This window comes from Pectobacterium sp. F1-1 (assembly GCF_025643735.1).
Lineage (GTDB): Bacteria > Pseudomonadota > Gammaproteobacteria > Enterobacterales > Enterobacteriaceae > Pectobacterium > Pectobacterium colocasium.
Genome location: NZ_CP104733.1, coordinates 4020869 through 4047812 on the forward strand (window position 1 = coordinate 4020869; position 26944 = coordinate 4047812).

Genomic DNA, 26944 nt, shown 5'->3' on the forward strand with positions numbered 1-26944 from the left:
ATACCAAGGGCTGCATGCGCGCGCAGAATCATACCGCGCAGCTGACAGTTGCTCAATGTCACATTTTTAACATCAGCCTCATCGATTCTTGATGAATCAGCCGATTTACCTGACTTAATGCTCCGCCAAACCCGCAACTAACGATTCCCTGAACGGCCATGCTGGCTCAGAAAGTGGGGTCACACAACGTGTCTCATTTATCCTCCCAAGAGAAGCATGAGTGGGTGCCATAAGCAGCCCTCTTTTATCGGTCATTTACTCACTTCCTTTAATACCATTACCCCCTCGCGGAAACACCTTGCCCTAAAAAACCATAACATATTGTTTCTAAAAAATTTTAAATCTCTTACCGCGATAAAAAAACGGGAAACTTATCGGATAGATATAAAGTAGCGGGAAAGTATAAAAAATGCGCACAAATAAATATTTTTAACTAGTACAAAGCCAATAAGTCAGTGATGTAAACTACACAAATAAAATAAGGCATGACAAAAACCACACAAAACCATTACACCAGTTTATCCACCCTAAGAATGGAGCAACACGGTATGTTTTCCCCGACGTCACGATTGCGAAGCGCCACCGCAGATACCTTTGCGCTCGTTGTCTATTGTTTCATTACTGGGATGGCGATAGAAATCATGCTTTCAGGGATGAGCTTCGAGCAATCGCTGTCTTCACGTTTACTGTCTATCCCCGTTAATATTGCCATTGCCTGGCCGTACGGGCTGTATCGCGATCGCGTGTTGAATATAGCCAGACGTCACGGTGGTGAGCATTTTCTGGTACGCAGCCTTGGCGATCTGTTTGCCTATGTCAGTTTCCAATCCCCGGTTTACGCCATCATTCTCTGGTCTATCGGGGCGAATCCCGCGCAAATCCTGACGGCCGTTACCAGTAATCTGGTGATATCGATGGTGACAGGCGTGATATACGGTTATTTCCTGGAATATTGCCGTCGGCTATTCCGCGTGGCGTTGCCATAAAAGCAAAGTAAGAGTGGGTTGTGAGTTGAGATTGAGCAGTAGCGAGTCGTCAAGAAGAAGCGCCATAGTCATCTATGGCGCAGAAAGGCAGAGAGATTACACGCGGCTTAATGAGCCACGACGGTACAGGTTACGCCGGATACGATTCAAACCGGGCTTCGGTCTTTTCGGCTCATCCAGACTGGCCAACACCAGCTCCAGTACGCGTTCCGCGACTTCACGATGGCGCTGAGCGACAGACAATACCGGGCATTCCAGATAATCCAACAGTTCATTATCCCCAAAGGTCGCGATAGCCAGATTATTCGGCAAACGTCCGTTAATCTTCAGGTTAACGTCCATCACTCCCTGCAATAGCGGAAATGACGTCGTGAACAGCGCTTCAGGCATCGGGTTATTTTTCAGATAATCCATAAACGCGGCAGCGGCGGCTACGCGCTCATAACTATTGGAATAAAGATAATTCACTTCACGCGGATCGCCCGCCCACGCCTGACGGAACCCTTGCTCGCGCAAAAAGCTAACAGAAAGCTCAGGCAAAGCGCCAAGATACAGTACCGATTTCGCAGGCACTTTGCGTAATTCCTGCGCCAGCATTTCGGCATCTTCAAGATCGGCTCCAACCACGCTGGTAAAGTGCTCGCGATCTAACGCTCTGTCCAACGCTATAATCGGCAGGTTGCCGTTTATCCAGCGCTGATAAAACGGATGCTCGGGGGGTAATGCGGTAGAAACGATAATAGCGTCAACCTGACGCTGTAACAGATGCTCAATACAGCGCATCTCGTTGTCCGGCTGATCTTCTGAACACGCAATTAATAACTGGTATCCGCGCTGTCTGGCCTGACGCTCCAGATAATTGGCGATGCGTGTATAGCTGGTATTTTCCAGATCGGGAATAACCAAACCAATTGAACGTGTGCGTCCGGCACGTAATCCAGCCGCGACGGCGTTGGGATGATAATTGTGCTCCCTGACGACAGCCATGACTTTCTCAACGGTCTTATCGCTCACGCGATATTGCTTCGCTTTCCCGTTAATAACATAGCTGGCTGTCGTGCGTGAAACACCCGCAAGACGCGCGATTTCATCCAGTTTCACGGTAACCCCTTAGTAGGCCGGAAAATAAATAGGCCGGATAAATAATAAATAGTGTGATGACCATAAAATCATCATGGATATGGCGTAGATCTAACAGCAGAAGCTTTTGTACGGCAACTGCTTTTATCACGTTACCCGCATATTTCAAGCTGTCATATCAATAATGGACGTCTTTTAACCTGAAATATATTGCGTCTATATAAGATAAGGGAAATAAAAAGGTTCATCGCGCTTAAGCGTGAACCAATAGAAAACGGCGGTAAAAGTGGTTAGTTTTGTATTCGCCAAAACACCAACCGACCACTCAACCGCCGTCTGCCATGAATGCTAACCTCTCTTCCCTTTTCTGGGAAGGCTTTACCGTTGACTCCTTTTCCCATTCCTCATCTGATGCGCTGCTTATTACGCTTCGCCCAGACCCCCGTTTTGCACCCCAGTGCCGCCGATGTGGCCGAAGAGACTGTGCCGTTCATGATGTCTCTGTACGTCAGGTTCGTGAGCGGGATTTGCTGCACTGGCGCGTCACCCTTCTGGTTCCTGTTCGTCGTCTTCGCTGCGCCTGCTGCGGTGTTGCCACCGAACGTATCTCCTGGTTGCCTGAGAGGCAGCGTTACACCTCTACATTATCCGTCTGGGTTGAGTCTCTTAGCCGTCTACTCCCCGTGAAGCACGTAGCACAGCTGACAGGCCTGCACTGGCACACCATCAAGAATATCGACCTCCGCCGTTTGCGTCGGGAATTGCAGGAGCCAGAGCGACATACACTTCGCCGCCTGATAATGGATGAGTTCGCCCTGTTTAAAGGCCATCGCTATGCCACTGTGGTCGTGGACGCTGATACGCAGCAGGTGCTGTGGGTCGGGGAAGGTCGCAGCCGCGCGGCCTTCCGCCCGTTCTTCACCTGGCTGGGACCGGAAGGCTGCGCGGCTATCGAGTCTGTCGCAATGGACATGAACACGGCGCTGGACCTTGAAGTCAGGGAGCAATGCCCACAGGCGGAAGTGGTCTATGATTTGTTCCACGTGGTGGCGAAGTTCGGTCGCGAGGTCATCGACAGGGTGCGGGTTGACCAGGCGAATCAGCTACGTGACAACGCGAAAGCCCGGAAGGTTATCAAGCGCAGCCGCTGGCTGTTGCTGCGTAACGCTGAAAATCTGCCAGCAGGTCATGATGTAAAGCTGGCAGAGTTGCTGGAGGCCAACCAGCCGCTGAACACCGTGTACGTGATGAAAACTGCGCTGAAAGAGCTGTGGTATGCGCCGGATAAGGAGGTGGCCCGGCATCGCTGGGATGAATGGTACAGGCAGTCTCAGGAGAGCGATATAAAAGCGCTGCAGCAGTTCGCAGATAAGCTCAAGGGCTACGTGAGCGGGATAATCGCCAGTGCTGAACATCGTCTGAATACGAGTGTGCTGGAGGGGATGAATAACAAAATCAAGGTACTAAAGCGAATGGCTTATGGATACCGGGATAACGACTACTTCTTCCTGAAAATTAAAGCAGCGTTCCCCGGTAAAGCGCGATGAACCAATAAAAAGGCCCGATACTATTATCGGGCCTCTGAAAGGAAAAAGCAGCGAAAAGTCGATTAACGCATGATTTTATCGCCGCGTGATACGCCGACGATCCCGGAGCGTGCTACTTCAACAATTTCGGCCACTTCACGCACGGCACTGAGGAAGGCGTCCAGTTTGTCGCTGGTGCCAGCAAGCTGTACGGTATAAAGCGAGGCAGTAACATCCACAATCTGACCGCGGAAAATATCGGCGCAGCGTTTCACTTCTTCGCGACCATATCCTGTGGCTTGCAGCTTCACCAGCATGATTTCACGCTCAACGTGCGCGCCCTGACCCAGTTCACTGACGCGCAGAACATCCACCAGCTTGTGCAGTTGTTTTTCGATCTGCTCCAGCACTTTCTCATCGCCTACCGTCTGAATCGTCATCCGGGATAGCGTAGGATCTTCGGTTGGGGCTACCGTCAGGCTTTCGATGTTGTAGCCGCGCTGTGAAAACAGGCCGACGACACGTGACAAGGCGCCTGATTCATTCTCAAGTAATACTGACAAAATCCGCCGCATGATCAGGTCCTCTCCGTTTTGCTCAACCACATTTCATCCATCGCCCCACCGCGAATCTGCATGGGGTAAACATGCTCGCTGCTGTCGATGTTGATATCAACAAACACCAGACGATCTTTCTGCGCCAACGCCTGCGACAACTTACTTTCCAGTTCGTCCGGCGTATCGATAGAAATCCCGATGTGGCCGTATGCTTCAGCCAGCTTGACGAAATCCGGTAGCGATTCCATGTAAGAACTGGAATGACGGCCAGAGTAAATCATGTCCTGCCACTGCTTCACCATACCGAGGAAGCGGTTGTTCAGGTTAATGACCACAACGGGCAAATCATATTGCAGAGCCGTAGAAAGCTCCTGAATATTCATCTGGATACTGCCGTCGCCCGTTACGCAAATCACGGTCTCTTCCGGCAGCGCGAGCTTGATACCCAGTGCCGCAGGCAGGCCAAAGCCCATCGTGCCCAACCCACCGGAGTTCACCCAGCGGCGCGGTAAATCGAACGGATAATACAGCGCGGCGAACATTTGGTGCTGACCAACGTCTGATGCCACATAGGCTTTGCCTTCAGTCAGACGATGCAGCGTTTCAATCACCGCCTGCGGTTTGATTTTCTCGCCTTCGGTGCTGTATTTCAGGCAGTGACGGGCACGCCACTGCTCAATGCTCTGCCACCAGTCGCGTAGCGCATCAAACTGCTGCGGCGCGCCATCCTGTTCCAGCAGCTCCAGCATCAGGGTTAGCACCTGTTTAGCGTCGCCAACGATAGGGATATCGGCGTTGACCGTTTTGGAAATCGACGCGGGATCGACATCAATGTGCAGTACAGTCGCATTCGGGCAATATTTCGCCAGATTGTTCGTCGTACGGTCGTCGAAACGCACCCCCACGGCGAAAATCACATCGGCGTTATGCATCGCCGTATTGGCTTCATACGTCCCGTGCATCCCCAGCATACCGAGGCACTGACGGTGCGTACCGGGAAAACCACCGAGTCCCATCAGAGAAGTGGTCACTGGCAGGTTAAGTTTTTCCGCCAGCGTCAGCAGCTCTTCGTGACACTCCGCGTTAATCACGCCGCCGCCGCTGTAGATAATCGGTTTTTTTGCCGCTAGCAGCGTTTGCAGCGCACGACGAATCTGGCCTTTGTGCCCCTGAACCGTCGGATTATAGGAACGCATGCTGACGCTTTCAGGATAAACGTACGGCAGCTTATTTGCCGGATTCATGATGTCTTTCGGCAAATCGACGACGACCGGACCCGGACGCCCGCTGGACGCCAGATAAAACGCTTTTTTCAGGATCGTTGGGACATCTTCGGTTTTTTTGACCAAAAAGCTGTGTTTCACGATAGGGCGGGAAATCCCCACCGTGTCGCATTCCTGAAAGGAATCATAACCAATCAGCGAAGTCGCAACCTGACCGGACAACACCACCATAGGAATGGAGTCCATATACGCCGTGGCGATACCGGTAATGGCGTTGGTCGCACCAGGGCCGGACGTGACCAGCACAACGCCGACCTCGCCCGTCGCACGCGCATAGCCATCGGCCATATGTACCGCACCTTGCTCATGCCGCACCAAAATATGCTCGATGCCACCGACCGTATGCAGAGCATCATAAATATCCAACACCGCACCGCCCGGATAACCGAACACATGTTTTACGCCCTGATCGATCAACGATCGGACCACCATTTCGGCGCCTGACAACATCTCCATGGGTTTGCCTCTTTTGTTCAGAAAGCGGAATCCGCTTCTGTATTGACCGGGGGAAATCCCCGCGCTCACCTTAAGTTAATAAAGTTAAGTGTTAATACTGTTAATTTTTAGTACAAGAAGACGAAATATTATAGGGGTGACTAATAACCCATTAACATAACGCCAGATTATGACGCAGACAAACGGCAAAAAACCACCGCCCTTAATCAGGACCAGGGGAAATTGAACGTGAGGGAAAAAAGAACTGAGATAAAATACTGACAGGGAACCGTCATACCTGAGAGATCGTCCATGAAGGACATGAATTACAGAGCGAAATCTTGAGGCCGAAAAATCCCTTTTCTTTTCAGGAAACGGGTTATCCGGCCTCCAACACCATCAGGATTCTGCGTACATCGCATCAATTTCCAGCTGGTAACGCTGGTTGATAATCTTCCTGCGTAGCTTGAGCGTTGGCGTCAGCTCCCCTTCCTCCATCGAAAACGGTATAGGCAACAGCGTGAATTTCTTCACCTGCTCAACCCGAGAAAGTTCCTTCTGCATCTCCCGCAGGCGCTGCTCGAACAGCTCAATAATATGGCTGTGACGCAGCAATTCCAGTCGATCGTGGTACTTCAGATTGATGGAGTGAGCGTATTCTTCCAGTGCTTCGAAACAGGGAACAATCAGCGCAGACACGTACTTGCGCGTATCCGCGATAATCGCCACCTGCTCGATGAAACGATCCTGTCCCAGCGTCCCTTCCAGATGCTGTGGGGCAATATATTTACCGCCCGACGTTTTCATCAGATCCTTCAAGCGTTCGGTAATAAACAGGTTACCGTTGGCATCCAGCTCTCCCGCATCGCCAGTTCTCAGCCAGCCGTCCTCAGTAAAGGTTTCTGCGGTTTCTTGCGGGCGATGGAAATAACCCCGCATGATGGTCGCACCGCGTACCTGAATCTCGTTTTCCTCACCAATACGAACTTCAATACCCGGCAGCGGCGTACCGATAGAGCCTAAGCGGAAACGGCTCTCTTCCCAGCAGGAAACCGTCGCACAGGTTTCGGTCATGCCGTAACCGTAAATGATGCGAATCCCGATCGCGCGGAAAAACAAAATGATGTTGTCATCCAGTCGCGCGCCCGCTGCGGGCATAAAGCGAATCTCGCCTCCCAGAAGCTGGCGAAGTTTCCCTAACACCAGACGATCGGCATAGCGATGCATAACGCGGCGGAAGAGCCCTGCTTTTTTCGCCGTCTGACTAGCCAGAAACACGTGTTTCCCCTGCGTCACCGCCCAGTTGAAGAGCCGCTGGCGATACCACGGCGCCTGCGCCACTTTTTCATGAATTGCGCTGTAAACTTTCTCATAAAAACGCGGTACAGCGCACATCACGGTAGGTTTGACCGCCTGCATCGCATCACGAACCAGATTCGTGTTGTTGAGATACACGTTCTGGGCGCCACGATGCATAATGACAAAGCTCCACGCGCGTTCAAATACGTGAGAAAGCGGTAAAAAACAGAGCGATACGTCATTTTCTGACATATCCAGACGATCGTCGTGTAGCTTAAGCTGCATCGCCATGTTGGTGTAATCCAGCATGACGCCTTTCGGCTCACCGGTGGTGCCAGAGGTATAAATCAGCGTAAACAGATCGTTGAGATCGCGACTGTCGATACGCGTTTGCCATTCATCACGCCAGAAATCGTCTACGGCCTGCGCTTCAAATTCCTGTAGAGATTGCGCAATGTCGCTACCGCGCAGGTTAACGCCCTCATCCATCACGATAATATTTCGCAGTTGCGGGCAGCTCTCGCGTAACGACAGCAACGCATCCAACTGCTCCTGACCACCAACGAATATCGTACGGATATCGGCATCATTGATGATGAACGCCGCCTGTGCCGCCGTATTCGTGGCATAGATTGGCACACTGATCGCCCGCAGGTGCAGCAGCGCCAGGTCGGCCAGCGACCAGTTCATCGAGTTATAAGAAAAAATGGCCACCCGCTCCTGAACATCTACGCCCAACGCTAAAAGCGCGCTGGCAATGCGCTGAATGCGCTGTCCGGCCTGTGTCCAGGTGAGCTGTTGTTCGCCCGCAGGCGTCCACTCGCGCAGCGCAATACGACCCGCACACTGATTGATCCGATCTTGAACCCGGTGCACCACATGATATGGCTGTAAATGATTAGTCATCTGTAAAAGAATTTATAAGGGAAGTGAAGTCGACAGCGTTTCAGCGTACAGCTGTACATTATTTGGCGTGCAGTCTACCGCCATTGTTCAAAACCGCAACGTTCTTTCGTGCATTCGCCGCTGGCTATCGCTGGTTTACTTGACGCGCATCACACCAATCAAAAGTTGACATATCCCTGATAATCGCGTACCAATAAAGCAACACCGAATTTTAGATGACGAGACACCATGTTCAACTTTACTGTCCTACTAAGCCTACTACTAAACGCATCCTTCTTGCGCGGTAGGTTTGTGGGCAGAATTCAGAACTAAGTTTCTCGCCACACGATACAAAAAACCCGCGCTGATGCGCGGGTTTTTTTTTACTCGCCGAGCGCCAAGTACAAGTAGACACGACAAGGAACTAAACCGATGAGCGAGCAAGTCATTATTTTTGATACCACATTACGCGATGGTGAGCAGGCTTTACAGGCGAGTCTGAGTGTAAAAGAAAAGCTGCAAATTGCTTTCGCCCTGGAACGTATGGGCGTTGATGTTATGGAGGTGGGCTTTCCAGTTTCCTCTCCCGGCGACTTTGAATCCGTTCAGACCATCGCCCGCAACATCAAAAACAGTCGTGTGTGCGGCCTGACCCGCTGTGTCGAAAAGGACATCGATGTCGCCGCAGAAGCGCTGCGTGTCGCAGAAGCGTTCCGTATCCACACCTTTATCGCGACCTCGCCGATGCACATCGCCACGAAGCTGCGCAGCACGCTGGATGAAGTGATCGAACGCGCCATTTACATGATCAAACGCGCACGTAACTACACAGACGACGTTGAATTTTCCTGCGAAGATGCGGGCCGCACGCCAATCCCAGACTTGTGTCGCGTGGTTGAGGCTGCCATCAACGCCGGCGCCCGCACCATCAATATCCCGGATACCGTCGGCTATACCATGCCGCATGAGTTCGGCAACATCATCTCCTCTTTGTACCAACGCGTTCCTAATATCGATAAAGCCATTATTTCTGTTCACACCCACGACGATCTGGGTTTGGCGGTCGGCAACGCTATGGCGGCGGTGCACGCCGGGGCTCGTCAGGTCGAAGGCACATTGAACGGTATCGGCGAACGTGCGGGTAACTGTTCACTGGAAGAAGTCATCATGGCGATCAAAACCCGCCATAACATCCTGAATGTCCACACCAATATCAATCATCAGGAAATCTACCGCACCAGCCAGTTGGTCAGCCAGATTTGTAATATGCCTATCCCTGCTAACAAAGCGGTGGTAGGTGCCAACGCCTTCGCTCACTCTTCCGGTATTCACCAGGATGGCGTGCTGAAGAACCGTGAAAACTACGAAATCATGACGCCGGAATCCATTGGCCTGAAAGAAGTGCAGTTGAACCTGACTTCCCGTTCCGGTCGCGCCGCGGTGAAACACCGCATGGAAGAAATGGGCTATCAGGACAGCGATTACAATCTGGACGATCTGTACTCCGCCTTCCTGAAACTGGCAGATAAGAAAGGTCAGGTATTTGATTACGATCTGGAAGCGCTGGCCTTTATCAACCGTCAGCAGGAAGAGCCTGAGTTCTACCATCTGGATTATTTCAGCGTTCAGTCCGGTTCCAGCGTGATGGCAACCGCTTCTGTCAAACTGATCTGCGGCGAAGAGACCCAGTCAGAAGCCGCCACGGGGAATGGCCCGGTCGATGCCGTTTATCAGGCAATCAACCGCATTACCGGTTATCAGGTTTCACTGGTTAAATACCAACTGACTGCCAAAGGTCAGGGTCGTGATGCGCTGGGTCAGGTTGATATCGTTGCAGATTATCAGGGCCGCCGTTTCCACGGCGTCGGTCTGGCGACGGATATCGTTGAATCTTCCGCACAGGCAATGGTAAATGTATTAAACAACATCAAACGTGCTCAGCAGGTAGAAAAAGAAATTCAACGTCTGCAGCAGCACAATAGCCAACAACAAAACGATAGCAAACAACAAAACAGTCAGGAAACAGTGTGATGACAAAGAGCTACCATATCGCCGTTTTACCCGGAGACGGCATTGGCCCGGAAGTAATGGCGCAGGCCCATAAAGTACTGGATGCGGTACGTCAGCGTTTTGGCATCCGCATTACCACCAGCGAATATGACGTTGGCGGTATCGCCATTGACCGTCAGGGTACGCCGCTGCCGCAGGCAACCATTGCGGGCTGTGAGCAGGCCGATGCAATTCTGTTCGGTTCCGTGGGCGGCCCGAAATGGGAACACCTGCCACCGGCAGAGCAGCCGGAGCGCGGTGCGTTGTTGCCTTTGCGTAAACACTTCAAACTGTTCAGCAACCTGCGCCCTGCTCGCTTGTATCAGGGGCTGGAAGCGTTTTGCCCACTGCGTAGCGACATCGCCGCGAAAGGCTTTGATATTCTGTGCGTCCGCGAACTGACGGGCGGCATCTACTTCGGCCAGCCAAAAGGGCGTGAAGGTAGCGGTCAGTATGAGCGTGCTTTCGATACCGAGGTGTATCACCGTTTCGAGATTGAGCGTATCGCGCACATCGCGTTTGAATCCGCTCGCAAACGTCGCAGCATCGTGACCTCTATTGATAAAGCCAACGTGCTGCAAAGTTCGATTATGTGGCGCGAAATCGTTAATGAAGTCGCCAAAGCCTATCCAGATGTGAAGCTGTCTCATCTGTATATTGATAACGCGACGATGCAGTTAATTAAAGATCCGTCTCAGTTTGACGTGATGCTGTGTTCTAACCTGTTCGGTGACATTCTGTCCGACGAGTGCGCCATGATCACCGGTTCAATGGGCATGCTGCCTTCCGCAAGCCTGAACGAGCAAGGCTTTGGCCTGTACGAGCCTGCTGGCGGCTCCGCGCCGGATATCGCAGGTAAAGACATTGCCAACCCGATTGCGCAGATTCTGTCGCTGGCGCTGCTGCTGCGCTACAGCCTGGGTGCGGATGATGTCGCAGACGCGATCGAAAAAGCGGTCAATACCGCACTGGCTGAAGGTTACCGTACCGCCGATCTGGCAAGTACCAGCAACGCGATCGGTACCAATGAAATGGGCGACGTGATTGCGCGTTTTGTGGCGCAAGGGGCATAACCATGGGTAAGACGTTATATCAAAAATTGTTCGAAGCGCACGTGGTTCATGAAGCGCCAAACGAAACGCCGCTGCTGTATATCGACAGACATCTGGTACACGAAGTGACTTCCCCGCAGGCGTTCGACGGCCTGCGCGCGATGGGCCGCAAGGTTCGTCAACCGGGGAAAACTTTCGCGACGATGGACCACAACGTGTCCACGCAGACCAAAGACATCAACGCCAGTGGCGAGATGGCCCGCATTCAGATGCAGGAGCTGATCAAAAACTGTGCGGAATTCGGCGTTCAGTTGTATGACCTGAACCACCCGTATCAGGGCATCGTTCACGTTATTGGGCCTGAGCAAGGAATGACGCTGCCGGGCATGACCATTGTCTGCGGTGATTCGCACACGGCAACGCACGGCGCATTTGGTTCACTGGCTTTCGGCATCGGTACGTCGGAAGTGGAACATGTGCTGGCGACACAAACCCTGAAGCAGGGTCGCGCCAAAACCATGAAGATTGAAGTCACCGGCGATACGCCACACGGCATCACCGCAAAAGACATTGTGCTGGCGATCATCGGTAAAACCGGTAGCGCAGGCGGCACCGGTCACGTGGTTGAATTCTGCGGCACCGCTATTCGTGCACTGAGCATGGAAGGTCGTATGACGCTGTGCAACATGGCGATAGAGATGGGGGCGAAAGCCGGGCTGGTCGCGCCGGATGAAACTACCTTCAACTACCTGAAAGGCCGTCAGTTTGCGCCGAAAGACGCCAACTGGGACGCTGCCGTTGCCTACTGGAACACGCTGAAATCGGATGATGATGCGCAGTTCGATACGGTTGTCACGCTGGACGCTGCTCAGATCGCACCGCAGGTCACCTGGGGCACCAACCCCGGTCAGGTTATCGCCGTCAATCAGGAAATCCCTAACCCAGATTCCTTCAGCGATCCGGTAGAGCGCGCCTCTGCCGCCAAAGCATTGGCTTATATGGATCTGCAACCCGGCATCAAACTGACCGACGTGAAGATCGATAAGGTTTTCATTGGTTCCTGCACCAACTCGCGCATTGAAGATTTGCGTGCTGCGGCAGAAATCGCCAAAGGGCGCAAAGTCGCCGCTGGCGTACAGGCTATCGTTGTACCCGGCTCCGGCCCGGTAAAAACCATGGCAGAGCTGGAAGGGCTGGATAAAGTGTTCATCGAAGCAGGCTTTGAGTGGCGCTTACCGGGCTGCTCCATGTGTCTGGCGATGAACAATGACCGCCTGAACCCCGGCGAGCGTTGCGCCTCAACCAGTAACCGTAACTTTGAAGGCCGTCAGGGGCGCGCAGGCCGCACCCATCTGGTCAGCCCGGCAATGGCTGCGGCTGCCGCGGTGACGGGTCGCTTTGCTGACGTCCGCGAGTTGAATTAAGAGAGAAACCAACATGGCTAAATTTACTCAACACACGGGTCTGGTGGTTCCTCTGGATGCCGCTAACGTCGATACCGACGCCATCATTCCCAAGCAGTTTCTGCAAAAGGTGACGCGTACCGGTTTCGGCCAACACTTGTTCCACGACTGGCGTTTTCTGGACGATGCGGGTCAACAGCCTAACCCTGAGTTTGTGCTGAACAAGCCGCATTACAAAGGGGCAAGTATCCTGCTGGCGCGGGAAAACTTCGGCTGCGGCTCTTCCCGTGAGCATGCGCCGTGGGCGCTGACCGATTACGGCTTCAAAGTCGTTATCGCGCCAAGCTTCGCCGATATCTTCTACGGCAACTCGTTTAACAACCAGTTGCTGCCGGTGAAACTGAGCGACGAGGAAGTAGACGAGCTGTTCAAGCTGGTTGACGGGCAGGAAGGCATTAACTTCACGGTCGATCTGGAAAATCAGGTCGTGCAGGCGGGCAGCAAAAGCTATCCGTTTGAAATCGACAGTTTCCGCCGTCACTGCATGATAAACGGGTTGGACAGCATCGGACTGACACTGCAACACGAAGCGTCTATCACCGAGTATGAAAAGAATCAGCCTGCCTTTTTGAACTGATTTGAGATTACAAATAGCTCTGAAGCCCTCTTCAGGGCTGACAAAGTCCATAGAGCGGTAGTAACGGATAGATCGTAAAGACGCTGTAAACACATCCCTGTGCGCTCGGATTGCGCAGATATGAATCTCATCCCTGAGATTCACCCTTGCAGGGTCGTCGCAAGCGACGTTCAAAAACGTTCCTGACGTTTTTGTCCATGGCGCAAACGCTTTACTCTTCTATTCCGTTACTACCGTTTTCGTTCGGCAAATAGGTTTATCAACAGCCTGAGCCTGCATGACTTCCTGTGGGCTTTTTCTTTTGGAAGAATGACGTGGATTACAGCAACCCGGCAATCAAATAAAAAGCCAGCATACTCAAGAGTACCGCGACCACAATATTTCTGATAAAAAAGGAAATCACCACACTCACCATCGCGCCGAGAAAATACGGGTTATCAGGAAATGCGCGAATCACGCCGTGTTCCATCAAGATAATTGGCCCACAAATCGCGGTGAGTAAGCATGGCGCGGAATACTTTAATGCTCGATGGAGTAAAACCGGAATTTTTACCGGCACCGCAGGTTCGAGAAAGATATAGCGATTAAAAAACACGATCCCTGCCAGAACGAATATCAATAACCAACTCATTTTTCCTCCTTAAGCACGGTCGCGATGAATACAGAGAAAAACATGCCGCCAACACCAGCGATAGCGATGGCACCTTCTATCTTGAAATAACTCAATAGCATCGATAGCAGCAGAGAAAACAGGACGCCAGAGAAGGTACTGATCTTCTTTATCATCGGCACAACGATGGTAATGAACGTGGCAACGATAGAGTAATCAAGGTGATACTTATCCAAATCAGGCACAGAAGACGCCATCACCACCCATAATGCTGAAGATATTCCAAGAAATATAAAAGGTCAGGCCTGCGCCCACTAAATAACTGGCACTAAAATTATTCTTCCTGTCTTTCTTTTCACTGAGTGCAAAAAGCTCATCCGATAATAAATATCCGATAGGAAGACGTTTGCTTAATCTTAACGTTGAAACATATTCGCGTAACGTCAGGCCATATATTAGGTGTTGTGCGGTAATAAAAAAAACGGAGATTAATAGTGTCGCGACATTCGCCCCAGACATCAGCAATCCCAACGAAACTAATTGTGCCGCCCCTGCAAAAATAATAGCGGACATCCCGATACTTTGTCCGACGGATAATCCCGACTGGATGGCCATCGAGCCGGCCAGAATACCCCAGGGCACAACGGATAAACAGAGCGGCAGCATCTCAACCACACCGGTCATAAAGTGCTTCCAAGGGCTAATTGTGTCTTTTGCTACAGAAGATGAATGGACTACGGTATTTTCCATATAACATTGCACTACCATAAATAAATCGATAGCGGGAAAACTAACAAAACGTTTTTTAAGAGTATTGGATGAATTTGCTGCGCCCAGAATAGGGATAGCGTTTAGCGTGAATTACCTTTCGCAAACTCGCCTGGCGTCAGCCCCAGAGAATTTTTGAAATGGCGATGGAAGTGGCTTTGATCGGTAAAACCGCACCGTACGGAAACATCGAGGATCGCATCGCCTTTGCGCAACAATGCTTTAGCTTTGCGCAGACGAGCCTGAATCAAATAAGCATGAGGCGTAATCCCCACCACCGCTTTAAACTGTCGTAAGAAGTGCCAGACGCTGAGTTCGGCCAGCGCTGCCAATTCAACGAGAGCCAGTTCCCTCTCGGGGTAGCTGTCCATAAAGGCTTTAACATTCAGTATATTTTGGGTCGCAACGGGCAGCGTCTGTGGCGTCAGGCGCGTCTTGCTATAGCGCATCGTCAGCCAGGTTAATGACGACAACAGCAGCGTTTCTTTCAATAACAGATTGCCCGGTTGAGCAAGCATATTGAACGTCATCAGCAACTGATCCGACAGGCCAGGGTCGTGGACAACGGCGTCGGGGAACCACGGAATGGAATCTTTTGAGCGTTGCAGATCCTGATTAATCGAGTGAAAAAGATCGGGATGCGGATAAATAGCACGATAAGCCCAGCCGGTTTCGACCTCCGAGCTTCCCGTGTGCACATCGTCCGCATTCACCAGAATGATGTCGCCTTTGGGCGCAACGTGCTCTGCACCAGAACGATAAAAACGCTGAGCGCCCTGCTCAATCACGCTAATACAATAGGTATCATGGACATGACGAGGAAAGCGCTGCTGATAATATTGTGCCTGCAGCATATCCAGCCCGCCGAGCGCCTCCAGATGTCTGAAGTGTGTCTGCTCTTGCACTACCGGCTTTTTATGCACGCGTTAACCCTCTTATCGTTTGTACAAAATTGCTCTGGCAGAGAAGCGACATCGGCATACTTCTTTATCGCCATCAACCGCGCACCTGTTCACTGATTCTATCAGAAGCAGATTCATATCCCCATGCTGGAAAAAACAGCGAAAAAAAGCCAGCGACAAAACCGCTGGCTATGGATGATGATTCGTGTCTTTTACCACGTTGGCCTTTTTACCAACTGGATTACATTTACCAACCGGATTACATCAGATGAAATCGGGACACCCCAATATTCAACCGCTCGGCCTGCTGCTCCAGCGAGGAGGCAGACGAGGAAGCCTCCAGCACCAGCGTCGCATTCTGTTGCGTGACCCGATCCATTTCTGATATCGCTAACGACACCTGATTGATACCACTGCTTTGTTCATCAGAAGCCAGCGCTATCTCATTGATAATACGGGTGACGTTATTAATTTCAGAGACAATCTCGGCCATCGCTTTACCCGCTTCGGACGCCAAGGTCGTTCCTTCCGTCACTCTGGTTTCGGATTCTTTAATCAACGCGGCAATTTCCGTTGCGGCGTTAGCCGAGCGCTGTGCCAGATTACGCACTTCTCCCGCCACCACCGCGAAGCCTTTGCCCTGCTCACCCGCTCTGGCCGCTTCAACCGCCGCATTCAACGCCAGAATATTGGTCTGGAATGCAATCCCGTTAATGAGCGCGATAATCTCAGAAATTTTGTCCGAACTTCTGGCAATCTCCGACATAGAACCCACAACCTGTTCCACAATGCTGCCGCCGTTCACCGCTTTGGCTGAGGTATCCGTCGCCACAACGCTGGCATGGTGCGCATTATCGGTATTCTGCTTCACCGCAGCCGTCAGTTGTTCCATGCTGGCCGCCGTTTCCGCCAGCGCCGCGGCCTGCTGCTCCGTTCGAGCAGACAAATCCGTATTGCCGACAGCGATTTTCGTCGAACTGCTGTGAATCGACTCAGCGCTATCACGCACCGAGCCAACCGTTTCAGAGAGCGAATCCTGCATTTGCTGGATATTGCTCCCCAGAATGCCGATTTCATTGCTGCCTACAGCCACGCTCGCGCGCGTTAAATCGCCGTGTGCAATCGCCTGTATGCGTGATACCCAATACTGAATTGGGTTAATAATAATCCGACGAATGACTAAGAACGTCATACCCGTTAATACGATGGCTAAAATAAAGGCACCCGTCATGAGCGTATATCCCAGTGTCGAATTCCTTTCTGCCGTCACATTAATATTTTTTGCCATCTCAATCCGATAAAGATAAGACGCTTTCAACGGCACATCATAGTCATCATCCAATTTAGACATCACCGTCGATTCAAACGCGTTGAGTTCTTCGACATTCCCTTTTTCGCGATGTCAAACATAGGTTTTATCCCGCGCTCAACATAATCGCTATAACGTGCTTTTAATTCATTATCGCGAGCAAATTCGACATCAGAACGAGCCGTTCTGTTTTGATATCCATTAAACATTTGCTGAGACAGCGACAGGCGCTCCTCTGCGGCTTTCATGCTGGCGTTATAGTTATCAGTAAGGCCATTACGTAAATGATTTACCGCATGAAGCAAATTCATACGCGCTGCACGCATATGGTTAGCACTATCCACTAACTCCATTCGCACATTTAATTCCAGCGTAGAGTCATTTAAGGACAGTTCGGCCTGCTTCAGAAAATACGATGATGTGGAGATCGCCAAGGCAAAAAGCAGTAAAACACCAGAAAAAACAACGATGAAAAGTGGCGTCAGTTTGATGTTATGCAATCCGGAAGCGGAATGCCGGGATTCTGGTTGCTCATAAATCGCTATTGACTGGTAAGGGACATCGCTCATTTTTACATCCATCGGGTTATTCAAAACATTGCTGTGAAGTAAATTGCAGACAAGCGGCGAAAAATAGCACTTCGCCACATGTTACATAATATTTAAAGATTGTAACAATCTGCGTTAAATACAAGAAGAAAAACAGTCATTACTAAAAAATAATTTCACCTATAAGATCGTCATCACGAAAAAACGTCATTTCAACGATTATTATTTCAATTAAAAATCATTCAAAAAATAAACTATCACACAATGTTAGTGAATTATCTTAGTCACTATTATTACAGTAATATTAACTATAGAAGTAAAAATTAAATTCATTCTATTTTTCTGAAAACAATCCCCCTCTGACATTCAACGTGGCTGATTAGTTTATCCTTCATCCATTCTGAATATAAAAATCCCACGGCACACACGGGCTAACAAAGATCCCGCACGCGGATAAAAGCAGTGGCAAGGTTGTCGTGTCGATCATGGTATTTTTCCACCGACATACTATGCTAAACATCAGTGATTCAATGAGTGAGAGGAGCCTATGGCGCGCACGATTCAGCGTTACCGTTTAAGCATCTCTGGCGATTGCCGGGCCTGGTTTAACATCGACCATCGCCTCACCAATGATTTTCCTCACCCGCATCATGCCTGAATCAGCACCGCGCTGATCGCTTCCCGTTGCTGTATTCCTTTCCCAGCGTCACATAACGTGTCGCAACGGACTCTTTTTTCTGGAGAATTTTTCTGGAGATCGATGGCATGAAACGCATTCCTGAACCATTCCGCATTAAAATGGTAGAAAACATCCGCATGACAACGCAGGCGGAACGTGAAAAAGCGCTGACAGAGGCGGGGTATAACCCTTTCCTACTGCGTAGCGAAGACGTCTACATCGACCTGTTGACCGATTCTGGCACCGGCGCGATGAGTGACCGCCAGTGGGCCGGTTTAATGATGGGTGATGAAGCTTACGCGGGGTCACGTAATTACTACCATCTGTGTGAAAAAGTCGAAACGCTGCTGGGCTACCCATTTACGATTCCCACCCACCAAGGACGCGGTGCCGAACAGATTTTATTTCCGTGTTTGATAGCTAAGAAACAGCGGGCTGGCGGCGCGAAAAAACCCGTCTTCATTTCCAATTTTCACTTCGATACCACCGCTGCACACGTCGAGCTAAACGGCGCACGGGCCATTAACGTCGTTACGCCAAAAGCCTTTGATACCAACACGGCTTATGACTGGAAAGGCGATTTCGATCTGGATCAGTTACAAAGCGTGATTTCACAGCATGGTGCGGAGAATGTCGTCGCCATCATCACCACGGTAACCTGTAACAGTTCCGGCGGTCAGCCTGTCTCGATGAGCAACATGCGCGAGGTTTACCGTATTGCACAACAGCACCACATCCCCGTAGTGATTGATTCGGCACGTTTCTGCGAAAATGCCTGGTTTATCAAACAGCGTGAAGCGGGCTATGCGGACAAATCTATTAAAGCCATCGTGCATGAGATGTATGAATACGGCGATATGCTAACGATGTCCGCAAAGAAAGATCCGATGGTCAATATCGGCGGATTATGCTGCTTCCGTAGTGATGAAGACCTGTTTAACGAGGTGCGCATTCGCTGCGTTCCAATGGAAGGTTTCGTCACCTATGGCGGACTGGCTGGACGAGATATGGAAGCGCTCGCCATCGGGCTGGAAGAAGGGATGGATGAAGACTATTTGGCCTATCGCATTGGGCAAGTCGCCTATCTCGGAGAACGCCTGAAAGCCGGAGGAATTCCGATTCAGTACCCAGTTGGTGGACATGCTGTGTTTGTCGATGCAGCGCGGCTATTGCCCCATATTCCACCAGAGCAGTTTCCGGCACAGGCGCTTAACAATGCGCTGTATCTGGAAGCCGGTATCCGCAGCGTTGAAATCGGCTCGCTTCTGCTGGGGCGCGATCCTGATACCGGGCAACAGAAAGCATCACCGCTTGAGCTGCTGCGCCTCACCATCCCGCGTCGAGTCTATACCAACGACCACATGGACTATATTGCAGATGCCCTTATCACACTAAAAGCCCGCGCCAGCGATATTAAAGGGCTAACGTTCACCTATGAACCGCCCGTACTACGGCACTTTGTCGCCCGCCTAAAACCGGTGGAATAACCAGCTATCAGCATGCCCGACGCCTTTCTCTGCGGGCATCAGCGCTATTCACGATATCGAGTCGGCAGGCAAACACCATAAAAAAAGCCAGCGAAAAATTCGCTGGCTGGTGAAACGTCACCATTACTCAGAATACATTGTTTTACTTAAAAAATTTTTACACAGAATAAATTGTTTCGACCACCTAGAGCCAATGACGGTACTCATCATCAGACATCTCTTTCAGGTGCCACTGCGTCGCCTGCTGCAATAACGCGATGCGCTGCTGGGAGACATCCATCGCAACCACGTTGCTTTACAGCTCGATAAGTAGTTTTGATAGAACAGGTACAAACGGGAAATCGCCATCAGCCACCTCCTCTCTTTCCTTGTGAGAAAGTATCGACGTAATATAGGGAAAGATAAATTGATGACTTTGGTGCAGGGAGTTCCTCTTTTATGTCTTCTCCTCGTCTACAACAACAGTTCATCCGCCTGTGGCAACACTTTCAGGGGCAGGTCACCGACACCACCTTGCAAGAGTTAACCGGAGTGCTGAACTGTTCTCGCCGCCATATTCGTTCACTGTTGAACGCCATGCAACAGGAAGGCTGGCTCGTGTGGCAGGCAGAAGCCGGAAGAGGAAAACGTTCGCAGCTTTCTTTTGTGTATACCGGATTGGCCCTCCAGCAGCAGCGGGCCGAGGATCTGCTAGAACAGGATCGCATTGAGCAGTTGGTACAGTTGGTGGGTGATAAAGAAGCCGTACGTCAGATGTTACTCGCCCATCTTGGGCGGAGTTTCCGGCAAGGAAAGCATATTCTGCGCATCCTCTATTACCGTCCGTTACGCAATTTACTGCCCGGTTCAGCGCTACGGCGTTCAGAAATGCACATCGCACGGCAAATTTTCAGCGGACTCACCAATATAAATGAGGAAAACGGGGAAATTGAACCCGATTTGGCTCATCACTGGCAGAGTATTTCCCCCCTGCATTGGCGCTTCTACCTGCGCCCGGCAATCCGTTTTCATCATGGTCGAGAGCTCACAATGGACGACATCACTACGTCACTCTCTCGTCTTATTCCGTTTCCGCTCTTTTCTCATATTGAAGCCGTCACCTCACCGATGCCCTTCGTCATTGATATTCGGCTACACAGCCCGGATAAATGGCTACCGTGGCTATTAGGTAGCGTGCACGCTATGATCTTGCCGCAAGAGTGGCAAACGCTACCGGATTTTGCCCAGCACCCGATCGGCACTGGCCCGTATGCCGTGGTGCGTAATAACAGTAATCAATTGAAAATTCGTGCCTTCGATGATTATTTTGGCTATCGGGCGTTAATTGATGAGGTCAATATCTGGGTTCTACCGGACGAACCGGAGGAAATGCCGGTCTCCATCCAGCTACAGTCTGACAATTCTCGTCACGAACAGTTGGAAAGCCGGATGGAAGAAGGCGGCTATTTCCTGCTGTTCGACAAACGCTCACCGTTAGCATCACAGCCAGAAGCACAGCAGTGGCTCAGGCAGGTATTTAACCCAATTTCGCTACTCAACCACGCCAATACCAGCAATCAGCGTGACTGGTCACCGGCCTACAGCCTGCTCCCGCGCTGGCACCATCACCATCCCGATGTGCCGCAATCCCTTCCGAAAGGGCTGACGGAGGTCACACTCACGTTCTATCAGGCACACCCTGAATACCGGATATTAAGCGAGATTATGCGCACACTACTGGCGCAGCACGGCGTCACGCTGCATATCCAGACGGTCAGCTACGAAGACTGGTATCAAGGCAATGCCGAGAGCGATATCTGGTTTAGCAGCGTGAACTGTTATTTGCCGCTCGAATTCTCCCTGTTCGCGATGCTCTACGAACTCCCGCTGGTGCAGCACTGTCTGGATGACGATCTGCACGCGGATGCGCAACAGTGGCGTAACCACGCGCTGCCGATGGCGGAATGGTGTGAAAAGCTGATCGCCAGCGGCCAACTGCACCCTCTGCTGCACCACTGGCTACAACTTCAGGGACAGCGCAGTATGCGCGGCGTCAGGATGAACATGCTGGGCTGGTTTGATTTTAAATCTGCCTGGTTTGCACCGCCGGAACGCTGAGAGCCTTTCGCTGCGCGGCTTAACCCTTTACAATGTGCCGTTCTCAACGGGGTGCGGAAGATTTTTCGCTGAGAAGATACCCGTCGAACCTGATCCGGTTAATACCGGCGAAGGGATTTGAGAGTGCGGCTTATTGCTGCCTCGAAGTCCTTTGCCACCCTATGATTCTCAGGAGTGCAAAGTGTTAAATCAATTACTACACCGTTCAGCCACCGTGCTGAAAACCAGCCTGCCTTGCCTGTTACTGATCTCTGCTTCGGCCTTCGCCAAGCCCGCACTTACCGTTTATACCTATGACTCATTCGCTTCCGAATGGGGGCCAGGGCCCGTCATCAAGACCGCATTTGAAAAAGAGTGCGAGTGCGAACTGAATTTCGTCGCGCTGGAAGATGGCGCTTCACTGCTGAATCGCCTGCGTATGGAAGGCAAGAACAGCAAAGCGGATATCATTCTGGGGCTGGATAACAACCTGTTGCAGGCGGCAGAGCAAACCGGCCTGTTTGCGCCGCACAATCAGGACACCCGTGCCGTCACGGTGCCAGGCGGTTGGGACAACAAGACCTTCGTCCCTTACGACTACGGCTATTTCGCGTTTGTGTATAACAAAAACACACTAAAGAACCCGCCGAAAAGCCTGCATGAGCTGGTGGACAGCAACGAGCCGTGGAAAGTGATCTATCAGGATCCGCGCACCAGCACGCCGGGTCTGGGTCTGCTGCTATGGGTGCAGAAAGTATACGGCGATGATGCGCCGCAAGCGTGGCAGAAGCTGGCGAAGAAAACCGTCACCGTCACCAAAGGCTGGAGCGAAGCCTATGGTCTGTTCCTGAAAGGGGAAGCGGATCTGGTGCTGAGCTACACCACGTCACCGGCCTACCATATCATTGAAGAGAAGAAAGACAACTACGCAGCAGCAACCTTCAGCGAAGGGCACTATCTGCAAATTGAAGTCGCCGGGCAGCTGGCTTCCAGCAAAAATCCCGAACTGGCAAAACGCTTTATGCAGTTCATCCTGAGCCCAACCTTCCAGCAGGCTATCCCCACCACGAACTGGATGTACCCTGCGGTTAAAACTGACCTGCCAGCGGGCTTCGCCACGCTCGCGGTGCCGGAAAAAGCCATGCAGTTCAGCGCGCAGGACGTGGCCGATAAAAGGACGCAGTGGATTCAGGCATGGCAACGCGCCGTCAGCCACTAATCGGCGGACGTCTGTGGCCGGGGCTGCTGGCCACAACGCTGTTAATTTCCGTTGCCGCACTGGCTTTCGGTGCCCTGTGGCTACAGGCGCCCGAAAGCCAGTGGCGCACGCTATGGCATGACAGCTATCTCTGGCATGTTATTCGGTTTACCTTCTGGCAGGCGTTTCTCTCTGCGCTGTTTTCTACCGTTCCGGCCATTTTTCTCGCCAGAGCGCTGTATCGACGGCGCTTTCCCGGCTACCGCTGGCTGCTGCGCCTGTGCGCGATGACGCTGGTACTACCCGTACTGGTCGCCGTGTTTGGCCTGCTCAGTGTATATGGTAGACAAGGCTGGTTGGCCTCCGCGCTGGGCTGGTTTGACCTGAAATACACATTTTCTCCCTATGGATTGCAGGGCATCCTGCTGGCGCACGTCTTCTTCAATCTGCCGCTAGCAACCCGATTGCTGTTGCAGTCGCTGGAAGGCATCGCCACCGAACAGCGTCAGTTGGCTGCAAACCTGGGCATGAACAGCTGGCAGCATTTCCGTCTGCTGGAGTGGCCCGCCCTGCGCCGACAGATTTTACCGACTGGGGCACTGATTTTTATGCTCTGTTTTGCCAGCTTTGCGACGGTGCTGTCGCTGGGCGGCGGCCCACAGGCAACGACGATTGAGCTGGCTATCTATCAGGCATTAAGCTTTGATTACGATCCGGCACGCGCGGCGCTGCTGGCGTTAATTCAGATGGTTTGCTGTCTGGGTTTGGTGCTACTGAGCCAGCGGCTAGGTCGCATTCTGCCCGTCGGCAGCACACAGCAGCTTGCCTGGCGCAACCCGCAGGATAGCGCCGTAAGCCGCCTCATCGACGGCCTGCTGATTGGCGCGCTGTTGCTGTTAGTCATCCCTCCCTTGCTGGCCGTCGTGGTCGATGGCGTGAACCGCTCGTTGGTTACCGTGCTGCAACAACCTGTGCTCTGGCAAACGCTGTTGACCTCGCTGCGTATTGCTCTGGGTGCGGGGCTCCTGTGTCTGGTACTGACCATGATGTTGCTCTGGAGCAGCCGTGAGCTCAAGCTACGTCAGAAGCCGCTCTACGGGCAGTTGATGAACCTGAGTGGTATGCTCATCCTCGCCATGCCCGGTATTGTGCTGGCAACCGGCTTTTTCCTGCTGCTGAATAACAGCATCGGATTGCCGCAATCCCCCTACGCACTAGTGGTGCTCACTAATGCGCTGATGGCGATTCCCTATGCGATCAAGGTGCTGGAAAATCCGATGCTGGACGTCGCCGAACGTTACAATCGACTCTGCACCTCGCTGGACATTCGCGGTTGGCAACGGCTGAGACTGATCGAGCTTTCCGCCCTGAAGCAACCGCTCGCGCAGGCGTTAGCCTTTTCCTGCGTGCTGTCACTCGGTGATTTTGGCGTCATCGCGCTGTTTGGCAATGAGCAATTCCGCACGCTGCCGTTCTACCTGTACCAGCAAATTGGTTCCTATCGCAGCGCCGACGGCGCGGTCACGGCGCTGCTGTTAATGCTGCTGTGCTTTATGTTATTTACCCTGATTGAGAAACTGGCAGGCCGTCATGATCGCGCTTGAGAAATTGACCTACTTCTATCAGCACTTGCCCATGCGTTTTGATTTTCACGTCAAACCGGGCGAACGCATCGCTATCCTCGGCCCCAGCGGCGCAGGGAAAAGTACGCTGCTGAATCTGATTGCCGGTTTCCTGATGGCTGACAGCGGCGAATTACGGCTTAACGGTGAACCTCATCGCGAGACGCCTCCCGCTAAACGGCCAGTTTCAATTCTGTTCCAGGAAAATAACCTGTTTCCTCACCTGAGCATTGGGCAAAACATCGCGCTGGGGCTCCATCCCGGCCTGCGTCTCAATGCCGCACAGCGTGAAACCCTACGCCAGATCGCCGATCGGGTTGGTCTGGCGGATCTTCTGGATCGTCTGCCGTCTCAGGTTTCCGGCGGGCAGCGCCAGCGCGCGGCATTAGCACGCTGTCTGGTTCGTCACCAGCCCATTCTACTGCTGGATGAACCCTTCTCGGCTCTCGATCCGGCGCTGCGGCAGGAAATGCTCGATCTGGTTGAAAGTGTGTGTCAGGAGCGTGAATTCACGCTGTTGATGGTGTCCCACAATCTGGATGATGCCATGCGGATCGCAAAACGTACGGTGCTGATCGTGGACGGAAAAATTTATTATGACGGGCCGACTCAAGCGCTACAGGATGGCAGCGCCGATGCAGCCGCCATCCTGGGAATTTCACGCCCGTCTGCGGATTGAGGCGTTAAGGCAACGCCTGATAGCGCAGGTTGCTGAATGTGACCTCGCCCTCGCCCGACGCATACAAGGCGGGTCGCAAACTGAGGAAGTCATACGCAACGTTGTGATGGTAGCCGGAGACTTCCATCTGCACCGGGTATTTCTTCCACGCTTCCTGATCCGACGTTCGGGTGTAAAACGTCACGATATGACGATCGTTTTTCATCCGAACCTGCACCTCATTGCCTGTGATGTGCGGCAGTTTCTTCTCCGCTCTTTCCAGCCCATAGCGGTGCATGACGGTGCCATCCTGATTAAACGACAGCCCGACGTACAGCTTCGCGTTGTAGAACAGCAGTAAACCAGCCTGTGCGCCAGGGGCAAAATTCGCCGTGACCTCAATTTGGTAAGCCTGATCGCCGGGGATCATCGTCAGCGGCGCGCTGTCTTTCGGCGACGTTCCTTTTGCTTTCAGATGCAGCGTGCCGTCGCTAAGCGTAACCCGTTTTAGCTCTTCCACATTGGCGCGGTAGAAATGCCAGCGTGCCGGAAATTTTTCGTCGGTAAAGCTATCAGACCAGCCGATACCGTGCGGCACCGCTTCGCCCCCTGCCGGTTTGCGAATCGGCTTACCGGTATCAAACCCGGCGGACGTGAACCAGCCGTCATCGCCCCAGACAATCGGCTCCAGCATCGCCTGCCGCCCCAGCGTCATAAAGCCGTTCTCATAGCCGTGATACACCATGTACCAATTTTTATCCGGCCCTTCAATCAGCGTCGCATGGCCGCGCGACCACCACTTCTCTGAACGATCCTGCGTGCGGATAATCGGATTATGCGGCGAGTTTTCCCACGGCCCGTTGATCGATTTGGAACGTGCGGCAATCACCATGTGCCCAGTTGGTGGCCCAGCCGTGCCACCTTCCGCCAGCACCATGTAGAAGTAGTCGCCGTGGCGCAGCATCTTCGGCCCTTCCTGCGAGAAGCTTTCCACATCCCACTCTTCTGGGTACTGCCATCCCTGATAAACCACCGCCATGTCGCCGACCGTCGACAGCCCATCGTCCGTTAATTGCACGCGATTACCGCCAGACATAAAGATGTAACGTTTGCCATCCTCTCCTACGACGTGGCCGGGATCGCTGGCCGGATTTTTCAAGCCCGTGTCTTTCGGTGGCGTCCACGGGCCACGGATATTATCGGCGGTGATCACATACAGCGTTTTCTTTTTCGTTCCTTTGGCGTCGATAATCCGGTTCGTGGTGAAGTAGATATAATATTTGCCGTCGTGTTTCACCAAATCCGGTGCCCAGATTGCATCGACAGGCGTCGCGATCGCGGGGCCAAGCGGTTCCCAGTTAACTAAATCGCGCGAGTGCCAAATCAGCAGCCCGGGGATGTCGTCAAATGACGAGAACGTCATGTAATAATCATCCCCGTCTTTGATAATCGTGGGGTCAGGATGATCGCCCGCAATAATCGGATTGAGATAACAGCCATTGCCCAAATCCGCCTGACGCTGATATTCAATACCCCGTTTCCATTCGTTGGCAGGGCCAGCCTGACAGGCCATCACCGTGCCGATACCCATTGTCATCAATAAGATACCGCTTAATACGCCTTTCCCTACCGCTCGGGACACACCCATTTGTCACCACCTACTATCCCAATGATTATTTTATAATTTATAACATTGAAACCCTGTTCCAATTGTGAAAACAGTCACGCTTCTCTGGTTCTGCGGCGAAAAATCAAGCGGTAATCACACCGTCAAATTTTCAATATACTGTGACCAGTTCGACATATTCAGTTTTTATACCTTGTAGGTATTGTGTCTTTTTGTACTGCTGTGCTTATATAAATTGTCGATTGATAATTCATTCGAATACAACACC

At 52.0% G+C, this 26944-nt stretch carries 21 protein-coding genes, 2 pseudogenes and 1 riboswitch; of the genes and pseudogenes, 13 read left to right on the forward strand and 10 right to left on the reverse strand.

Going from position 1 to position 26944, the window contains the following annotated elements:
- The first annotated feature begins 548 nt into the window (after positions 1-548).
- Positions 549-986 carry an L-alanine exporter AlaE gene (locus NAL19_RS17990; RefSeq protein WP_225085790.1) on the forward strand — a complete coding sequence of 146 codons (438 nt, stop codon included), beginning with the start codon at positions 549-551 and terminating at the stop codon, positions 984-986.
- A gap of 96 nt (positions 987-1082) precedes the next feature.
- Here NAL19_RS17990 and cra read toward each other — a convergent pair whose 3' ends face one another.
- Positions 1083-2087 carry a catabolite repressor/activator gene (cra, locus tag NAL19_RS17995; RefSeq protein ID WP_180778507.1) on the reverse strand — a complete coding sequence of 335 codons (1005 nt, stop codon included), beginning with the start codon at positions 2085-2087 and terminating at the stop codon, positions 1083-1085.
- A 320-nt stretch (positions 2088-2407) separates the two neighbouring features.
- Here cra and NAL19_RS18000 point away from each other — a divergent pair, with 320 nt between their 5' ends.
- On the forward strand, positions 2408-3613 hold the full coding sequence (locus tag NAL19_RS18000) for an ISL3 family transposase (RefSeq protein WP_225086319.1): 1206 nt from the start codon (positions 2408-2410) through the stop codon (positions 3611-3613).
- 62 nt (positions 3614-3675) lie between these two features.
- Here the strand turns inward: NAL19_RS18000 and ilvN are convergent, their stop codons facing one another.
- From ilvN to NAL19_RS18015, 3 genes are all read right to left on the reverse strand, one after another.
- Positions 3676-4167 carry an acetolactate synthase small subunit gene (gene ilvN / locus NAL19_RS18005; RefSeq protein ID WP_005975253.1) on the reverse strand — a complete coding sequence of 164 codons (492 nt, stop codon included), beginning with the start codon at positions 4165-4167 and terminating at the stop codon, positions 3676-3678.
- A 2-nt stretch (positions 4168-4169) separates the two neighbouring features.
- Complete coding sequence (gene ilvI / locus NAL19_RS18010) at positions 4170-5888, reverse strand: acetolactate synthase 3 large subunit (protein WP_263058067.1); 1719 nt, start codon at positions 5886-5888, stop codon at positions 4170-4172.
- A 378-nt stretch (positions 5889-6266) separates the two neighbouring features.
- A complete protein-coding gene (locus NAL19_RS18015) occupies positions 6267-8072 on the reverse strand; it encodes an AMP-dependent synthetase/ligase (protein WP_263058068.1) in 1806 nt (601 codons plus the stop codon).
- Positions 8073-8300: 228 nt separating this feature from the next.
- On the opposite strand from NAL19_RS18015, the gene leuL reads away from it, so the two are divergent.
- The 5 genes from leuL (at position 8301) to leuD (ending at position 13192) form a co-directional block, all read left to right on the forward strand.
- Entirely contained in the window at positions 8301-8384 is an 84-nt protein-coding gene (gene leuL, locus NAL19_RS21870; protein ID WP_225088222.1) for a leu operon leader peptide, read from the forward strand.
- Between the two features lie 99 nt (positions 8385-8483).
- A complete protein-coding gene (gene leuA / locus NAL19_RS18020) occupies positions 8484-10082 on the forward strand; it encodes a 2-isopropylmalate synthase (protein ID WP_263058069.1) in 1599 nt (532 codons plus the stop codon).
- Positions 10082-11173: a 3-isopropylmalate dehydrogenase gene (leuB, locus tag NAL19_RS18025; protein WP_225085794.1), complete on the forward strand. Its 1092-nt coding sequence runs from the start codon at positions 10082-10084 to the stop codon at positions 11171-11173. Before leuA ends, leuB begins: the two co-directional genes overlap by 1 nt.
- A 2-nt stretch (positions 11174-11175) precedes the next feature.
- The gene (gene leuC / locus NAL19_RS18030) at positions 11176-12576 is read left to right on the forward strand and encodes a 3-isopropylmalate dehydratase large subunit (RefSeq protein ID WP_225085795.1); all 1401 of its coding nucleotides are present in this window, start codon (positions 11176-11178) and stop codon (positions 12574-12576) included.
- A gap of 13 nt (positions 12577-12589) precedes the next feature.
- Positions 12590-13192, forward strand: a complete 603-nt coding sequence (gene leuD, locus NAL19_RS18035) for a 3-isopropylmalate dehydratase small subunit (RefSeq protein WP_039545752.1) — start codon at positions 12590-12592, stop codon at positions 13190-13192.
- 319 nt (positions 13193-13511) lie between these two features.
- Here leuD and NAL19_RS18040 read toward each other — a convergent pair whose 3' ends face one another.
- The 4 genes and pseudogenes from NAL19_RS18040 to NAL19_RS18055 form a co-directional block, all read right to left on the reverse strand.
- Entirely contained in the window at positions 13512-13823 is a 312-nt protein-coding gene (locus tag NAL19_RS18040; protein ID WP_225085796.1) for an AzlD domain-containing protein, read from the reverse strand.
- Positions 13820-14552, reverse strand: a pseudogene (locus NAL19_RS18045) (AzlC family ABC transporter permease). Before NAL19_RS18045 ends, NAL19_RS18040 begins: the two are co-directional and overlap by 4 nt.
- A 101-nt stretch (positions 14553-14653) precedes the next feature.
- Positions 14654-15493, reverse strand: coding sequence for an AraC family transcriptional regulator (locus NAL19_RS18050; RefSeq protein WP_225085798.1), 840 nt, complete (start codon positions 15491-15493; stop codon positions 14654-14656).
- Between the two features lie 238 nt (positions 15494-15731).
- A pseudogene (locus NAL19_RS18055) lies at positions 15732-17350 on the reverse strand (methyl-accepting chemotaxis protein).
- Between the two features lie 526 nt (positions 17351-17876).
- Here NAL19_RS18055 and tnaC point away from each other — a divergent pair.
- Together tnaC and tnaA are read left to right on the forward strand one after the other, a co-directional pair.
- Positions 17877-17987: a tryptophanase leader peptide gene (tnaC, locus tag NAL19_RS18065; RefSeq protein WP_225085800.1), complete on the forward strand. Its 111-nt coding sequence runs from the start codon at positions 17877-17879 to the stop codon at positions 17985-17987.
- 107 nt (positions 17988-18094) lie between these two features.
- Positions 18095-19495 carry a tryptophanase gene (gene tnaA, locus NAL19_RS18070; RefSeq protein WP_225085801.1) on the forward strand — a complete coding sequence of 467 codons (1401 nt, stop codon included), beginning with the start codon at positions 18095-18097 and terminating at the stop codon, positions 19493-19495.
- 184 nt (positions 19496-19679) lie between these two features.
- Here tnaA and sgrT read toward each other — a convergent pair whose 3' ends face one another.
- Positions 19680-19775 (reverse strand): glucose uptake inhibitor SgrT, encoded by a 96-nt coding sequence (sgrT, locus tag NAL19_RS21875; RefSeq protein WP_411561405.1) that lies wholly within the window; start codon positions 19773-19775, stop codon positions 19680-19682.
- Positions 19776-19933: 158 nt separating this feature from the next.
- Here sgrT and sgrR point away from each other — a divergent pair, with 158 nt between their 5' ends.
- The 4 genes from sgrR (at position 19934) to thiQ (ending at position 25070) form a co-directional block, all read left to right on the forward strand.
- Entirely contained in the window at positions 19934-21592 is a 1659-nt protein-coding gene (gene sgrR, locus NAL19_RS18075; RefSeq protein ID WP_263058071.1) for an HTH-type transcriptional regulator SgrR, read from the forward strand.
- Positions 21593-21629: 37 nt separating this feature from the next.
- A riboswitch (TPP riboswitch) is annotated at positions 21630-21726 on the forward strand.
- Between the two features lie 80 nt (positions 21727-21806).
- A complete protein-coding gene (gene thiB, locus NAL19_RS18080) occupies positions 21807-22790 on the forward strand; it encodes a thiamine ABC transporter substrate binding subunit (protein WP_263059748.1) in 984 nt (327 codons plus the stop codon).
- Positions 22766-24373, forward strand: a complete 1608-nt coding sequence (gene thiP, locus NAL19_RS18085) for a thiamine/thiamine pyrophosphate ABC transporter permease ThiP (protein ID WP_225085804.1) — start codon at positions 22766-22768, stop codon at positions 24371-24373. The genes thiB and thiP overlap by 25 nt, the downstream gene beginning before the upstream one ends.
- Entirely contained in the window at positions 24360-25070 is a 711-nt protein-coding gene (gene thiQ / locus NAL19_RS18090) for a thiamine ABC transporter ATP-binding protein ThiQ (protein WP_263058072.1), read from the forward strand. The genes thiP and thiQ overlap by 14 nt, the downstream gene beginning before the upstream one ends.
- A gap of 4 nt (positions 25071-25074) precedes the next feature.
- Here thiQ and NAL19_RS18095 read toward each other — a convergent pair whose 3' ends face one another.
- Positions 25075-26697, reverse strand: coding sequence for a family 43 glycosylhydrolase (locus NAL19_RS18095; RefSeq protein WP_263058073.1), 1623 nt, complete (start codon positions 26695-26697; stop codon positions 25075-25077).
- Between the last annotated feature and the right edge of the window lie 247 nt (positions 26698-26944).